Here is a 15,341-nt window from a genome sequence, read left to right as displayed (position 1 = left end):
TTACCCGGTTTAGACGTGTTACTCCGTGCGTATTGCTGGTTGCGGCGAGAGTTACCCGGTTTGGACGAATGAAAAAAATCGCCAGCATGGCGATTTTATCGAGACCTTAACTTTCGCGAACGGTTTCCTTAGACAACTCTCCGATCCGTGTCGCCAATTCTTCCCCTCGCAGAATCGCGATATCCAGGGGTAAAGCCACATCCTTATTTTCATTGGTATGACCCACGTGCTCTTTCCATGCCGCGCTCAGCAAGCGGTGACGCTCCCATACCAGTTGGTAGACCGGCGACTTCTCCGGTTGGCTTACGTAAGCGGGCGTATTCTCCATGTCGATCTCGAACAAACGTTTAAACAACGTCTTCGCTATGATCCAATGTCCTCCGGCATCCGGGTGAATGCCATCCCCGTAACGATAGCCCGGATCCTTGCTTCTCTCATCGGCAATATAACGGAGCAAAGGTTCGCGGATCGGAACGATGCCGTCCACGACCGACCCCAATGTAAGCAGCCAATCCGAATAACGGCCCAAGACGCTATTATATTGGGCATACGGCGCGGAATAGCTGTACTTCTCTTCTCCTTCGGGAAGCAGGATCGATTCGTCCAGCGTACTCGCGTCGAACGGAGGCGGCGTCATGACGATCGCCTTGGCACCGGCTCTTTGCACCGCGCCGATCACTTTAAGCATGCCGTCCTTGTAGGCTTCGAATCGCTCCTCCGCGAACGGATAATAAATCCCGTCGTTCATGCCGTAGCAGATTACGACCCAATCCGGCCGGCTTTCGCTCAAAGCCCTGTCCAGTCTTTCATGAACGCACGGGCGCGGAAAAGGATGATCCGGTTCGCTTAACCCCGAAGCCGTCTCGCTGCTGACGCCGAGATTAATAAGCGTAAGGCGCGGAACGGACGGCGCGCTTTGCAGAAAATGGGCATCCAAGAACGAGATGTAAGTCCCTTCGTCGGTAATGCTGTCTCCTAGGAAAACGATTGTTTTCGCATCCGCCATCGGGTTTCATCCCCCTGTCGATTATTTAGAATGCTTAAGAATGAAGTCCACGATCGGGCTAGGATCCTCCAAGGAATGGGGATGGTGACCGATACCCGGCTTGAGTATGACTTCGATTACCCCGCCGTGTTCACGGTACCGGGAAGCCAGTATTTCACCGTTATCGGCATAAGGAACCAGATCGTCCGCATCCCCCGCAACGAGTATAATAGGGATGCCGAATTCCGCTAACTCCTCGGCGCGATCGAGAGGATTACCCTTGAAGTGAACGAACTGCTCATCCGTCATCCCGTAACAACGCAAGCATTCGGCCCATTCGCTTGCCGATTCCGTTTTCTTTCCTTTGCCGCCAGGCCAACTCCCGAGATCCAACACGGGTGCGTCCAAATACAAGGCCGCGACTCGATCCGGATATGTCGCGGCATAATTGACCGAATAAAGTCCTCCCCTGCTGAAGCCGAATAGAACCGTTTTCGCCGACAGGTTGAACTCCTCTTCCGCCTTCTCCTGAAATCCATGCATCAGCTCGATCGCTTCCGGACAACCGTACATATCGCTGACCATGTAATAGGCCAAATGATACCCTTGCTCCAGTAGCGCCATATCGGCTTGCGCGAACGCATCGAAGAACTCGGCGCGCCAAATCCAAGGATTCCCGGGAGAGGCCCGTTTCGGACAAACAACGATGGCCTCTCGGCCGGAAACCTCGAAATCGTACCTGTCGTATCCCTTCCAATTGGACTTGCCGGTTGTCATCCAGATCCCCTCCGTATCTTCTACGAGACTCTGTTTCTTCCATATTTTACTCGGAATGATTATCGAAAAAAAGAGTTTTCGTTTCGTATCTCGGCAACGTAACGCAAGACAAACAAGTAGTACGGCTTCGCCGTCCATGGGACGGCAGGTGTGAAAAAGCCAGCACCAATGATGGCGCTGGCTTTCCGTTACCGCTTGCTCAGAACCTCGTTGCCCGACATTCGGACTCCGTACGAGAGGGTCTCCAAATATCTGGATATCTTCTTGTCGTATTGCGGGCCGCGCTTAACGATCTGATTGTCCCTTATGTAATACGGAGTGAAGGACATTTTCACTTTACCGTTACGGAGCTTGAGATGAAGCAATCCGGTATCCGCTTTGCGGTTGCTGACGTAGTCCGGAAAGAGGAAGTTGCCGATGGAGTACGCGATCGGTTTGCCTTTGTAGAACTCGAAGCCTTGAAGCACGTGCGGATGGCTCCCGACGATCGCGTCGGCTCCCGCGTCGAGCATCTTGCGGGCTAAATCGCGCTGCCAGTCTTCCGGCCGGTTGTTCTTCTCTATGCCCCAATGCATGAACACGATGAGATAATCCGCTCCTTCCCTCTCACGGGCAATCGCATTCAAGACTCTCTGAGGCTGATAAGCTTCCGCGACTCCGGGATGATTCCCATGGGCGAACCAATTTTCGGATGGGAGGAATCGCGCAAAAGCAGCGATCTTAATGACTTTCCCCCTCCTGACGAACGTACTGGCCGAATACGCTTCGCGCTCGTTCCTTCCCGCGCCCACATAGTTCAGATGATGCCGCTTCAAATTATTGAAGGTATCGAACAAGCCTTTCTCTTTATAATCCAAGACATGGTTGTTAGCCATCGACACCAAATCGAATCCGGCATGGTTAATTCCATTGAGAGAGGACGGATCGGATTTGAAATTGAACAGCTGAACGTCGTCTTTGCGGCTCGCTTGGGTGACGGAGGTTTCGAGATTAACGATGGCCAAGTCCGCCTTGGATACCTCTTTCTTTACGTTGCGAAAGGGAAAGTCCGCTCCCAATCGTTGAATCGCGCGTTTAACGGAGCCGTCCATCATAGCATCTCCGGCGAAAACGACATCGATTGGCCTGTCCGTTTGGACGGTCTGAATTGTTTGTGAGGTTTTGCCCGTTGGGGCGGTTGTGGCCGTAAGGGATTGAGTGCCAGTCCATCCTAAGAACAGCGAAGCGGCCATGATTAATTTGTATACCAGTATACGATCACCTCTAAGTTCGATTTCCTTATATCGTTACCTTCACATGCAATTTCCATTAAAAAAAAGGGCGAGCAGGACAATCCTGCTCAACCCCGTTCGGCTCTGCATGGTGCTACCCGGCCATAAGATTCTTTGAATCCTTCGGCGAGAACACCGAGATATGGTGAACTTTACCCGTCGACTTGGGAATAATGAATTTAAGTTGGAACGATTTGTTAACGTTGTAGAGGTAAATATTATCATCGCCGTTAACCGTCTGACCTTCCGGTTTGCCTAACGTTTGTTCGATTTGTTTCAACGTCAGCTTCCGTAATTCGGGGGCGCTGGACCTAACGTCGAAAATTTTACTGCCCTTGTTAAATCCGATAACGGCGTTTTTCTTGGAATAGGTCGCATATATGCCTTTACCCGCAGACTCCGTAACGTCCGACTTGCCCCATGCTTCCGTGACGGCGTCGATTAAATCGACGTGAGCCCTGAACTTGATTCCGGGTACCTGGCCTAGCTTGGCGAGCGCCAGTAATTCCTCCAACTGTTTCTTTACGGCCGTCGAGGAAGAAGTCCCGTTGTTTGATTGAGCAGGCGGTTTGCTTGAGATCTCGGTTGGCGCAGGTTGGGATTCGGACGGCGTCGGCGTCGGTGCCGGCGAAGTTTCGACCGCATCCGACGTATTCGTAGGAACCGGCGTGGACGCTGAATTCGCAGCGTTTGGACCGCTTGTACCGCAAGCCGTCAGAGCAAGCAAGCCGGCGAGAGTAATGGAAGCTGCCATGATTTTGATCAAGCGAGTCATGTTATCATCTCCTATATCCTAAATAACGTATTTGCGTTCAATGGTCTCTTTAAGAGACAGAATGGAATCAACCTTAATGACGACCGTATCGCCCGGCTTCGCGTTTAGATGACTAACGTCGGCGATAATGTAGGTCATGCTCGCATTGCCTAACGGCGTGACCGGTTGTCCGTGAATGAACAATTTCGGCTTCGGAAACAAGCGATGATAAATATCTCGCAGGATGCTTTTAGGTTGTCGCGACAAGCCGAACCCGTCGTATCCCCCGAATGAAATTACCGCCGCCCACATATTCCGATTTGCTTTGAAGGTACATCCGTATCCTATGAAATCGCCCTTGCTTACGAATCGGACCGACATGACGTTTGCCTTGATATGATAAGTCGGCAGCAAACCGATATCCGTACTGGCGGATTGGAAGCCGTACATCGCGTTGCCGATCCGGACCATGTCCAATCGCGATTCGGGGAAATCGATGCATGCCGCGCTATTGGCCATATGAAAAATCAGCGGATCGCTATGGTTCATGGTGATGAGATCTTTGACGAACATGAACCTCATCCACTGCTTCCGGGTAAATTTGCGGTGTTTGGCGTACGTCGAGCCGAAGTGGGTAAATACCCCTTCCATTGCGATATGGCTACAATTTTGCAAAACTCTCATGAATTCGTCGATCTGATCGATCTCCAAGCCGAAGCGATTCATTCCCGTATTGATCTTAAGATGAAACCGGCCATGATAGCCCTTAAGCTCGCATATCGAATCGTATCGCCGAAGATCCTCGATCCGGTCTATCGTCGGTATGATTCCTTCGCTCACGGTATCGTCGAAGTAAGGAGCCAGGACATGCACCGGCTTCGTAATCCCGTTCTGCAGCAACTTGTTGGCTTCCTCCACGTTGCTGACGCCGAATCGGTCAATGCTTGGCTCTATATTCCGCGCGAACTCCACCAGACCCAATCCGTAAGCGTTCGATTTTACCACGGCCATGAACATGGCGTCACCGCTTATTTGTCGCACGTTTCGTATATTTTGAATGACACTCTGCATGTTGATCTCGATAAAGACGATAATCGCCTCCCAGTAACTCTAGTTCATCGATTGTTCGACAACCTCAGCATAAGGGGTAGTTGTTTCAGACTTGGATATCGGATGTTTCGTTTTTGTAAAATGTCCAAGTCTTTCCGCACTGCGATAACTTTTGTACGGCTAGTATTTCCCGTTGATCGGTTTTGTTGCTTTCTTCGTGGTAACGAAATCGGACTATCCAGGCGGCCTCTTCTAGACAGAACGACCGTCAGAACTGGCCCGCATATCGAAAAACCGGCCTCAGCGAATGAATTCGCCGAAGCCGGTTTGTCAGCCAATATTGTAGTTACGAAGCAGCTTATCGATTAGCCAAAAATGCGGCAACCTCGGCCAAACGCGAAGCATATCCCCACTCGTTATCGTACCAAGCAGCAATGGATACGATCTCTCCTTGGACTTGGGTAAGCGGCAAATCGATGATCGAGGAATGCGAATCGCCGACGATCCGGGAAGAGGCCCATTGTCCTTCAAGGACGTCCAGCACTCCCTTCAGCTCGCCTTCCTTGGCCGCGCCGCGAAACATATCGTTGATCTCATCAACAGAACATGGCTTCTCCGTTATAAGGTTGAGCTCCGCGATGCTTCCCGTACGCGTTGGAATCCGATAAGCTTTGCCTGTTATCTGCAGATCGTTCCAAATGAATTTAAGCGCTTTGGCCGCCCCGGAGGAAGAAGGGATAATATTCTCGGCCGCCGCCCATGAGTCCCTGACGTTTTTCATTGGTTGATCCGTCAGCGATTGCGTGTTCGTATACGAATGGACAGTGGAAAATAAGCCGTACTTGATTCCGTAATTTTCTCTCACCAATTTGACCACGGGAGCCAACGCGTTGGTCGTGCAGCTCGCCATGCTGATGATCTTGTGCTTGTCAGGATCGAAGCTATCGAGATTGATCCCTTTCAGCAGCACCGCATCGCAGTCTTCCACTTGATTGCTTGGTCCGCTGACCAGTACTCTGTTGGCGCCGCGATCCAGATGCGCTTGCGCAACAGAGCGCGTAACGGCCCTGCCTGTGCAGTCGATGACCAAATCCACGTCCAGCGCCTTCCAGTCCGGAACTTCCTTGGTCGAATCGATGAATTTGATTTCCCGTCCGCCGATAGTCATCGCACCCCCTTGGCCCGAAACCTCTTCGTGCCAACGCTTGTAGTTGGTGTCGACCTCGAACAACGCGGCCAGCGTGCCCACGTCTTTGATATCCGATATAGATACGGGTACGAACAGTTTATCCTGCAAAGCGACTCTCAGCAATTGCCTTCCGATACGTCCGAATCCGAAAATTCCTATTTTACCCATAGTTACCTCCAAATTTGTCTTAATGAGTGACCAAGGCATGCTTTCAGAGTTACCTGACATTCTCCAATAGTATGTCTCTGCTATCCCGGAAGTATATCGCTTTAAAATACCCGAGTCAAAAAAGGCCTCCCGTCGAGATACATCCCCCGGGTTCGGATTCGGCGAGGTCCTTCACCTCATTTCCGCATGCTATCCAACTTCACGCCGCTCGCCTTATGTTGGAGTATCGTATGGAGCAAATCGCCGATGTAAGCTCCCGCTTCCGCCGGAAACGTACCTTGGGGATGAATGTTGGAGATGACCATCCTGTCGCTTTCCACCGTGCCGAACCGCGGACGATAACACATATAAGCGCTCATGGAACTAGAGCTTACGAGCCCCGGTCTTTCCCCGATAAAAAGAACCAAAACCTCCGCCTGCAAGAGCTCGCCGATCTGATCCATACAAGCGACTCTGCCTCCTTTGACGAAGAAAGGGGTACCTGCCTCCAGTCCGTGCACAGCCAACGAATCGAGAAGGGAAAGATAACAATCGGTTAAGTTCGCCTCGATCGCGCTCCCGCTTAATCCGTCGGAAACGACGATCTGCACCTGAGGATTTAGCTTGCATTTCTTCGTTATCGTATCAATGGCCTCATCCGTCAGTTTCCGTCCCCTGTCGGGACGTTTCAAGTAAATCTCTTTATTCCCGTATTGCGTTTCCACCGTAAAAAGCCCGAGCTCGAGGAGCAACTCTTCGCTGACCTCGCTATACACGGCATCCACGGCAGAAGCATGATCGCAGCGGAATTTCAGCATTTGACCCGTCGTGGGGCGGGTTCCCGCTCTCCAAACGCCGATTCTCGCCGGAGTGCTCGATTGAAGCCGTTCAAGCCCTTCGGTCGATCGAGGTCGCCAAGCCGTCGGTAATCGCGGAATGTCTTCCATTGCTCTTCATCTCCCTTGTTGGAATTACGTAAAGAGGGTCGGATCGCCCGCAGACGGAGTGAGTCCGTTCTGATTCATAATCCCCATCTTTCCGAGCCACTCGGCGAATTCCGGAGCCGGAGAGCGTCTGAGAACATCCCGAAGCGTCGCGATATCGTGAAAACTCGTAGACTGATAATTCAACATGCAATCGTCCGCCATCGGTACGCCGATGAGGAAGTTAACGCCTGCCGCGCCAAGCAACAGTCCGAGATTATCCATGTCGTTCTGGTCCGTTTGCATATGGTTCGTGTAACAAACGTCGCATCCCATAGGCAGCAGATGCATTTTACCCATGAAATGATCCTCGAGCCCCGCCCTAATGACTTGCTTGCTATCGTACAGATATTCGGGGCCGATAAAGCCCACAACCGTGTTAACGATAAAAGGCTTATATTTCCGCGCTAACCCGTAACATCGGGATTCCAGCGTCAGTTGATCTATTCCGGCGTGGGATTCGGACGATAGCTCGGAGCCCTGCCCCGTTTCGAAATACCAGCGATTCGCTCCGGTCGACGAGCCTTGGGCGCGAATCAACTCGTCCGCTTCGTCCAGCAAGGACAAGTCGATGCCGAACGCCCGGTTTCCCGCTTCCGTACCCGCTAAGCTCTGAAATACCATATCGGCTGGAGCGCCTTGCCGGATCGCTTGCATTTGCGTTTGAATATGCGCGAGAACGCAATTCTGAGTCGGGATTTCCCACTTCGCCATGACTTCCTTCGTCGCTTCCAGCAATCGTTTTACGTTCTCCGGAGAGTCGATGACGGGGTTAATGCCCAACACGGCATCCCCGATGCCGTAGCTTAACGCTTCGTACAACGAAGCTAACATTCCGGGCACCTGATCGGACGGATGATTGGGCTGCGCTCTGCTTGCAAGCACGCCTCTCTGGCCGATCGTCGTATTGCAGGTCGTTAACACCTCTATTTTGGCCGCCGCTTGAACGAGATCCAGATTGCTCATCAATTTGGTAACCGCGGCGATTATCTCGCTCGTCAGGCCGAAGGAGATTCTTTCGATATGCCGACCGGTCGTCCCTTGATGCAAGATATATTCCCTTAGCTCGCCAACGGTCCAACTGGCTATCGAGGAGAACGCGGGCTCGTCGACGCCTTCTTCGATGATCCTGGATACCTCGTCGATATCGGCGGGTAACAGAGGTTCGTTGCGAATTTCGGCGAGCGTAACGTCGGCTAGTACGAGCTTGGCCGCCATCCGTTCCTTGGCATCCGCGGCGGCGATTCCGGCCAGCTGATCGCCCGACTTTTCTTCGTTCGCCTTGGCGAACAGTTCCTTGAGATTGCCGAATGAATAGGCGTTGCCGAAAAGTTGAGTCGTTCTCACTTGTTTCCCTCCTTATTGTGCGGCGGAATGAAAGGCTAGCGTCTTGACGGTTACCGGAATCCATGTACCGGAAGGCGCCTGGCCGATATCGATGTAATCTCCTTGCCTGGCCCGAATTTCGTCGAGGCAAACGATGCGCATTTCGTATCCGCTCTGCCGATAGATACTCTGTCCCAGTGCCTTGGCCATGTCCTGCTCGCATATCAGAACCATTTTATGATTATCCGGCTCCTCTTCCCTATACGCTTCTAACAAGGATTTAGCTAGATCTTGAATGCTTCTATAAGAATAGTACCCTACGCTTCCTATAGCAATCGCGAAGGTTGCTTCATCGGGATTCGATTGGCCGTACCAGATGTTCCCCTGACGGATAAGCTTCGCGGCTGCCTCCTTCATCCCCATGAAAGACGACGAACCGCTTTCCGCTAGATCGAGCTTCAGCACGGGCAAATTGCGTATCGGCAGCATCGATTCTTCCACGAAGACGGTAGCTCCGCTTAGCTCGATGCTTTGCGTTCCCGCACCGATAACGGTCGCCCTTGTCGTCTGATCCGGCAGCCCGAGGTTTAACCCGAGTGATTCGCTTGCTCGGGCCAATGATCTTGCCAATATCGGTCCGATATCTCCGTACGCGGAAGACCCATCGAGCGATTCGGGTAAAGGCTTGCCCATTAGCTCGCCTACGCCTCCCGAAAACGTCCATTCTTCGACGGGATAACGGTTAGCTAGTGCCGGACCCAAGAGCAACTGATGCCAGGTTAATGAAGCTTCTTGTCCGGCTAAATATCTCAGCATGTCCCGACTCATCCGATTGCAAATTTCTTCCCATTGCCCATACTTCAATATTTGCCCCGGAGTAATCAAGAACCCGTTGACCGTCAGCCAGGGAACGATATGAGGGGAAACCTTGAGTACTTTCCCTCGTTCGTTCATTCGTATGACGCGTCCGCCAACGTGGAAAGTAACGGTATCGATCCATTGTCCGTTCCGGAAAAAAGCAACGTTGGCCGTCCCGCCGCCCACGTCGATATTGGCGACTACTCCTTTCAAAACTCGCGACCGCCCGTCGGCTCCCGCTCCTTTGCCCGCGAGGATGCCTTCCAGTTCCGCTCCCGCCGTGGCGACGACGAAATCGCCGGCTTGCTCGGCCAGCAATCGTACGATTGTCGAAGCATTACCCTTGGTTGCCGTCTCTCCCGTAACGATGACCGCTCCGGTCTGAATGTCGGCTGCCCGAATGCCTGCCTTAACGTACTCTTCTCGAATGATCTCCGACAGAGCCGATCCATCTATCTCCTCCTCCGATAGCAGAGGAGTTCCGTGCAAAGGCCCGACGTATAGCAACTCCCGGCCCACGATTTCGTGTTTGGGGATCGCACCCGGCCCCGACACTTGATCGATGCGCAATCGGCTGACGATCAGCTTCGTCGTGCTTGTCCCGACGTCAATGCCGACGCTTAGGATCCATGCGTTATCTACGAGGATCACTCCCGATCGAGCTTATGATTTATCTTATCTTCTTAATATATGGCGATACGCTCCGATCTTCAACCTCGCCGCATACGTCGGCGTTAATTTCATTTTCAATAATTTTTCAAATCGAGCAACAATTTATGGAACTGAGCCGTTTACTTCTGTAGACATGCTGAATTGAAAGGATGAACTCAACAATGAATAAACAAAAAAACAGATCTTGGATTGCCATCGCCCTTCTGGCCGTCAGTTTGACGCTCGTCGCCAGCGGATGCTCGAACGAATCGAACAGCCCCGCGACTAATGCTTCGAACAGCGGCGTCTCTTCGCCGGAGAACAGCCCTTCGGGAAGTCCTTCTAGCGACGATACCGCGACCGACGATATGGAGGAAAGCCCCTCCGATAGCCCTTCTACCGATGAAACAGCTTCCAAAGATCCGACTGACGGCGCTTCGGTCAGCCCGGCCGGAAGCGAGTCGCAAGTGAGCCCTGAACCAAGACCGAGAAGCGGCGGCAAACCGGCGCAAGAAAATCCCGGACCGAGAAGCGGCGGTAAACCGGCGCAGCCTGCAGCAACCGAAGAAACGGGCGTAAACCCATACGAAGTAGCGGGCATCGACGATCCCAAGAAGTTCGAAACCTTCTTTGCGGACGTGCAAGCGCTCGTAGGTGCCGACAACAAAGAGAAGCTGGCGGAATACGTTCAATACCCGATGCATTTCTTCGAGGGCGACAAGAAGGACGCGCCGATCAAGGACAGCAAAGCGTTCATCGCCGCTTACGACCGCATTTTCACTAAGGAAATCAAAGAAATGCTCAAGACCCAGACGCTCAAGGACCTGTTCGTCAATTATAAGGGGATTTCAGCGGGCTCCGGCGCGATCTGGTTCTCGGTGGACGAAAAAGGGAAAATCGCAATCATGACCGTCAACCAATCCCCGACGTCTTAATAACACGCCACGCCTAAGGCATCAAAAAAAGGACATTTCCCTTCGCGGGAAATGTCCTTTTTTCACGGCAAGCCACCGAACCGACAATATCATCATAGACATCGTAACCAACAAGAAATCGCATAAAATGGTGACGTGATGCAAAAGATAGATCAATTAGAAGGACCTTAACCTGAGTTTACTAGAATAAACGAGGAGTTAACTAATGACTCATATCACAATGAATAATCGCTTTGTTACACTGATCAATGTATTTACGGTTGATCCCGGAAATCAGGAAAGGCTAGTAAAGTTGCTTACCAGCGCAACCGAAGTCTCCGTTCGGTACGCTCCCGGATTTATTTCATCTAGTCTCCATCGAAGTACGGATGGAACTAAAGTTACGATGTACGCTCAATGGAGCAGCGCGGAAGAGTACCAGGCTATGCGAAATGACCCTAAACCTCTTCCGTATCTTCAGGAAGCAATGACGATAGCCACTTTTGAACCGGGTATGTACGAAGTCGTCAAAACGTTTGAACCGTTCAATAAATAGGTTCCGCATTTGCATTTTGCAGCTCTCAGGCTGTCGAGAAATCTCGACAGCCTGATGTGTTATCAAGCGAAGCGGTTGTGACTTCAACCATAATGTTGCCAAAGAATAAACCAATATATTGCCGCGATAGTAGCTTTCATATCCGATAATCCCCGATTGTCATTCGAAATCAAGCATATCATTGCCGTAAGTAAAAGAATCAATCATAAGTTTGCCAGGAATGATATCCGCTTACTAACCCAACTCACCTTCGTTAGATTGATCCATAAAGCTAATTATCTATATTAAAATTAAACTCAATTTGCTCAGTGTTTATAAATCCATTTATATCAAGTTGAAGGAAGAAATGATACAAAAGCTCCTGAGCGAATATTTAGGACTATGAATCATTTCTATTAAGGAACTCTTTCACAATTATCAGATTAAAGTTGAATTTGAAGACTGTAACTATTGCCAGTGTACCCACGAAAATATTCAACAGACTACAACCATTCAGCATGTTAAAAACCAAAAACCAATCGTCAACAAGGACGATGGTTTTTGGTTTTTACAACGATGGTTATGTTTTACTTAATCGTAAATCGCCAAGATTCATCCATCGGCTTACCATACCATCCCGGCAAAAGTAGAAGAGAATCATCATTTATAATAGTTCCGGGAGTAGTGAAAGATCCCCATTCACGTGACGGACCATTATCACTGTAATAAGCTTTCCTGCGAAAGATGGAATAAGTAAGCGTACTCGATGAACTGGACCCCACTTCCCACTCTTGAAGGGATTTATTGAAAAAGCCTTCCAATTGCAGCTGAGCGAAAAAGATATTGGAACTACTTCTCCCATATTGTGCAAGTACCTGCATGGTAACCGGATTAATAAACGTATAGGTTCCATTGGCATTGGTGATAACGCGAAATTTATATTTCGAAAACGTGTTCCCGGACTGTGGCAGAACATAAACATTATTATCCTCATACTTATCTCCATAAGAGATGACAAGGTCCTTCGTAGCGATCACGCGATCATACACGGGAATCACGAACCATTGCCCGACTTCGGATGTTCCGGGAGTGAAAATGACGCTATACCCATCGCTGCTTGGGACAATATGTTGGGCTTGGACATTGTTAATCGCGAACATGCCGCCTTGCGCGGGATGATCCAGGAAGAATTCCAAGTTGGGGTGCTCGTTCTGCTCAAAGATTTGTACCTGATTGGAATTCCCTCCCACGGGTATATCCATTGCTTGGCCGCTGACGGTATGAACAATGTGAAATACAGTGCTGCTGGAACCTACTCTTTTAAAGTTCCAGAGCTGCGCGTCCGAGCCGTTGTAATCGTTTAAAACCACCTTTGCTCCATTATCGTAATAATTGCCCGGCACTTCGAGCACCTTGCCCGAGGTTGCATCCACAATTTTATAAAAAAGACTGGTGTCAAACTGGTTCCAATCCACTACTTTGGAAATCGCCCTTTGGGTCGCATCCCGGGTCAGCAGCTCGTTTTTCAATACGAGCGGCGCATCCTCCACCGTTAGGATTCCGGCCGTTTGCCTTGCGTCGACGTAGTCTTTAGCGGTTTCCTTATAGACCGGATAGGCACCCATGCCATCGTCCTTCCAGTTGAATCCGATAACGGTTTTCCCGTTTACGAAGACCGGAGCTTTCGCCAATACATCGGCCGGCCGCCAGGATTGCATGTTGGTTGAATACGAAGTCGCATAGTTGTAAGCGGCTTTAAGCGGGTTGGTATCGCTCCCGTCGCCGTTATATCCATTCTCAATCGTGACTACGCTCGGATTATTCCAATCAGACACATAATCTAAAATACTGCCTTTTATTTGTGAAACGTCCGGTCCCGAAGGGCACGGAGTATAATAGCTATACGGAGACGTATCGGAAACCGAATTGCAGGGAATCACGGATGGCTCTCCCGGAGGGTTAGGCTCAACCAAACGATTGGACACAACCGGAATCCACTTGTAATCCAGCGCCCCAAAACCAAGCAATCCCACCAAGGAATTTGGTGCCGGGGGCTCACTTATCTCATTATGACCAAACAAGCCGTCTGGAAAAATATTAGCGAATGGTTTCAAAATCACCCAATCCATCGCCGGAGTTCCTTGGCAGTTCTTTACTTGGTCGATAACATCCATCGCGCTTTTCACTTCATCAAGATGACGAAGATCCAGGACGACGGTCATGCCGGGATAATGATCCCCGATGTACTGCAACGCTTTACGAAGACTTGGCACCGTATCCGTTGACTCTTTCCACTCTCCGACGGCCGAAACGTCGACTCCGCCGACTTTCATCGTGCCCAGGGATTTGGAGGAATATTTATCGAATATTTTCAAATGAACATTGTCCTCCAGATACTTTATAGTCCACCCCGCCATCTTCACCAACGGGTTGTAGTCTATGATGATTTGTCCAAAAGATTCCTCAGTAAGTTGACTTGGGTTCCCCTCATATTGTGGCGTGTCGCCATTGGGCGTGACCTGATTGAACACGTCCCATTCATACATGGGATTGTCCCATCCGGCCGTCGTCGTTCTTCCCAACGTATAATCATGCATCAATACCAGACCGTCTTCTGCTTCTTTCACATCCAATTCAACCATTTCGAATTTAAGCTTGGCCGTGTTATCGATGGCGGTAATGGAATTTTCGGCAGCATCCTGCAACGGTTCGCCGGATGGGCTCAGCCCCAAGTTGGTTCCCCACACCCCGCGATGCGCGGACAGGAAAGGTCCATAGGTGCCCGTGCGCGGCTTACCCATTAGCTTCATCAGCGTATTCGGGTCGTACTGATAACCCGGTTCCGGCCCATACGGCACGCAGCCGGTCGTTGCGGACGCCTGCGCGGCGACCGGCGCCGATGCCGCCAATTGCGATGCGTTCATATCGGATGATGTCGCGCCGGAAGCGGCATGGGTGACTCCTGGCATCGCGCTAGCGAACAGACTGAGTGACACGGAAAACAACGCAGCCTGCTTGATCCATTTTTTCGCGTTCATTGTTAACCTCCAAATGATGTATTTTTCCAGGTCGGACAGATAAGCTTCGTCTTACGGGCGAGCTATCTATGCTTGGCGAACATGCCTCACCTCCTCTCGTTGCTTCGGGAGCTGCGCTTACGAGTCAGCGGCGATGGCCTTTATCCCGAATACGTCGCGAAAATCGTTCATATGGTAGTGATGCTGATAGACAAGCTTGGCGACGTCCAGCTCGAGCGTCAGCTTCATCTCCCGATTCAATTGACGCAAGGTGTCGTACAAGTCGGCAACCTCCTCCGGGCCGTACGGCCGCAGCTGGAAGTACCCGAGCGACACATGCGGCACGAAAAATTCCCCTAACGGGTAGACGCTCTCCAGCCGGTTGAACAGCTCGATCAGGATGTCGTAATCCTCTTCGGAGGCCGGCACGAACTTGATGCCGACGATATCCTTCCCGCTCGTGCTGACGCCAAGCGCCCGCATGCGGATCGAGCTCTCCGCATAGCGTTCGGCAATCGCGCGGAATTGCGCCGCTACCTTCGGCTCCGTCTCTGCGATGCTTTGCGCGATTAATTCGTTGTCGTCCGCCACGTTATACACGTTGCTCAGTGCGTGAATCGTCAGATGATACGTGCTCGTATCGAGCTTCACGAACAGGTCGCCATGCTTCTCGAACAGACGCTCGCGGATGCCGATACAGGCGTTCTTGTCGAGGTCCGACAGCTTGATGACCGTCGTTGCGCCGTAAAACGGCTTCATCTCGCCGCCGGGCGTAATTTTGCCGCCCAGCTTCTCGGATATCGTCCACTTCAGCGGTACTTCGTTCATGTCCCGCTCGAATTTATCTTCCAAACGTTGGATATAGTCCAGGTATTTCATGCTTG

The 15,341-nt window shown here is 51.1% G+C and carries 13 protein-coding genes; 2 read left to right on the top strand and 11 right to left on the bottom strand.

The window, feature by feature from the left end:
- Positions 1 to 106: 106 nt before the first annotated feature.
- The 9 genes from DFP95_RS05385 to DFP95_RS05345 form a co-directional block, all read right to left on the bottom strand.
- Positions 107 to 1,006, bottom strand: coding sequence for an SGNH/GDSL hydrolase family protein (locus DFP95_RS05385; protein ID WP_115991560.1), 900 nt, complete (start codon positions 1,004 to 1,006; stop codon positions 107 to 109).
- 21 nt (positions 1,007 to 1,027) lie between these two features.
- Entirely contained in the window at positions 1,028 to 1,762 is a 735-nt protein-coding gene (locus DFP95_RS05380) for an alpha/beta fold hydrolase (RefSeq protein ID WP_115991559.1), read from the bottom strand.
- 188 nt (positions 1,763 to 1,950) lie between these two features.
- The gene (locus DFP95_RS05375; protein WP_115991558.1) at positions 1,951 to 2,994 is read right to left on the bottom strand and encodes a CapA family protein; all 1,044 of its coding nucleotides are present in this window, start codon (positions 2,992 to 2,994) and stop codon (positions 1,951 to 1,953) included.
- Positions 2,995 to 3,127: 133 nt separating this feature from the next.
- Positions 3,128 to 3,808 carry a YjgB family protein gene (locus DFP95_RS05370; protein WP_115991557.1) on the bottom strand — a complete coding sequence of 227 codons (681 nt, stop codon included), beginning with the start codon at positions 3,806 to 3,808 and terminating at the stop codon, positions 3,128 to 3,130.
- Positions 3,809 to 3,826: 18 nt separating this feature from the next.
- Complete coding sequence (gene alr / locus DFP95_RS05365; protein WP_281273396.1) at positions 3,827 to 4,864, bottom strand: alanine racemase; 1,038 nt, start codon at positions 4,862 to 4,864, stop codon at positions 3,827 to 3,829.
- 331 nt (positions 4,865 to 5,195) lie between these two features.
- Entirely contained in the window at positions 5,196 to 6,194 is a 999-nt protein-coding gene (locus DFP95_RS05360; protein ID WP_115991555.1) for a type I glyceraldehyde-3-phosphate dehydrogenase, read from the bottom strand.
- Positions 6,195 to 6,370: 176 nt separating this feature from the next.
- The gene (gene eutC, locus DFP95_RS05355) at positions 6,371 to 7,120 is read right to left on the bottom strand and encodes an ethanolamine ammonia-lyase subunit EutC (protein WP_115991554.1); all 750 of its coding nucleotides are present in this window, start codon (positions 7,118 to 7,120) and stop codon (positions 6,371 to 6,373) included.
- A 24-nt stretch (positions 7,121 to 7,144) separates the two neighbouring features.
- Positions 7,145 to 8,503 (bottom strand): ethanolamine ammonia-lyase subunit EutB, encoded by a 1,359-nt coding sequence (locus DFP95_RS05350; RefSeq protein WP_115991553.1) that lies wholly within the window; start codon positions 8,501 to 8,503, stop codon positions 7,145 to 7,147.
- A gap of 12 nt (positions 8,504 to 8,515) precedes the next feature.
- A complete protein-coding gene (locus DFP95_RS05345; RefSeq protein ID WP_115991552.1) occupies positions 8,516 to 9,991 on the bottom strand; it encodes an ethanolamine ammonia-lyase reactivating factor EutA in 1,476 nt (491 codons plus the stop codon).
- Positions 9,992 to 10,173: 182 nt separating this feature from the next.
- Here DFP95_RS05345 and DFP95_RS05340 point away from each other — a divergent pair, with 182 nt between their 5' ends.
- Both DFP95_RS05340 and DFP95_RS05335 read left to right on the top strand, forming a co-directional pair.
- Positions 10,174 to 10,926 carry a hypothetical protein gene (locus DFP95_RS05340; protein WP_115991551.1) on the top strand — a complete coding sequence of 251 codons (753 nt, stop codon included), beginning with the start codon at positions 10,174 to 10,176 and terminating at the stop codon, positions 10,924 to 10,926.
- 205 nt (positions 10,927 to 11,131) lie between these two features.
- Complete coding sequence (locus tag DFP95_RS05335; protein ID WP_115991550.1) at positions 11,132 to 11,461, top strand: antibiotic biosynthesis monooxygenase family protein; 330 nt, start codon at positions 11,132 to 11,134, stop codon at positions 11,459 to 11,461.
- A gap of 566 nt (positions 11,462 to 12,027) precedes the next feature.
- On the opposite strand, the gene DFP95_RS05330 is transcribed toward DFP95_RS05335, so the two are convergent.
- Positions 12,028 to 14,478, bottom strand: a complete 2,451-nt coding sequence (locus DFP95_RS05330; protein ID WP_115991549.1) for an RICIN domain-containing protein — start codon at positions 14,476 to 14,478, stop codon at positions 12,028 to 12,030.
- Positions 14,479 to 14,595: 117 nt separating this feature from the next.
- Positions 14,596 to 15,336: a hypothetical protein gene (locus DFP95_RS05325; protein ID WP_115991548.1), complete on the bottom strand. Its 741-nt coding sequence runs from the start codon at positions 15,334 to 15,336 to the stop codon at positions 14,596 to 14,598.
- Between the last annotated feature and the right edge of the window lie 5 nt (positions 15,337 to 15,341).

It is taken from the genome of Cohnella lupini (genome assembly GCF_003386205.1).
In the GTDB taxonomy this organism is placed as follows: domain Bacteria; phylum Bacillota; class Bacilli; order Paenibacillales; family Paenibacillaceae; genus Cohnella; species Cohnella lupini.
This window is presented reverse-complemented; position numbering and strand designations above follow the sequence as displayed.

Bases quoted from the DNA above. Each gene is read 5' to 3' on its own strand.
- DFP95_RS05370 (WP_115991557.1), bottom strand. From the start codon at position 3,808: ATGACTCGCTTGATCAAAATCATGGCAGCTTCCATTACTCTCGCCGGC.
- DFP95_RS05385 (WP_115991560.1), bottom strand. From the start codon at position 1,006: ATGGCGGATGCGAAAACAATCGTTTTCCTAGGAGACAGCATTACCGAC.
- DFP95_RS05380 (WP_115991559.1), bottom strand. From the start codon at position 1,762: ATGACAACCGGCAAGTCCAATTGGAAGGGATACGACAGGTACGATTTC.
- DFP95_RS05360 (WP_115991555.1), bottom strand. From the start codon at position 6,194: ATGGGTAAAATAGGAATTTTCGGATTCGGACGTATCGGAAGGCAATTG.
- DFP95_RS05325 (WP_115991548.1), bottom strand. From the start codon at position 15,336: ATGAAATACCTGGACTATATCCAACGTTTGGAAGATAAATTCGAGCGG.
- DFP95_RS05375 (WP_115991558.1), bottom strand. From the start codon at position 2,994: ATGGCCGCTTCGCTGTTCTTAGGATGGACTGGCACTCAATCCCTTACG.
- DFP95_RS05330 (WP_115991549.1), bottom strand. From the start codon at position 14,478: ATGAACGCGAAAAAATGGATCAAGCAGGCTGCGTTGTTTTCCGTGTCA.
- DFP95_RS05340 (WP_115991551.1), top strand. From the start codon at position 10,174: ATGAATAAACAAAAAAACAGATCTTGGATTGCCATCGCCCTTCTGGCC.
- DFP95_RS05335 (WP_115991550.1), top strand. From the start codon at position 11,132: ATGACTCATATCACAATGAATAATCGCTTTGTTACACTGATCAATGTA.
- eutC (WP_115991554.1), bottom strand. From the start codon at position 7,120: ATGGAAGACATTCCGCGATTACCGACGGCTTGGCGACCTCGATCGACC.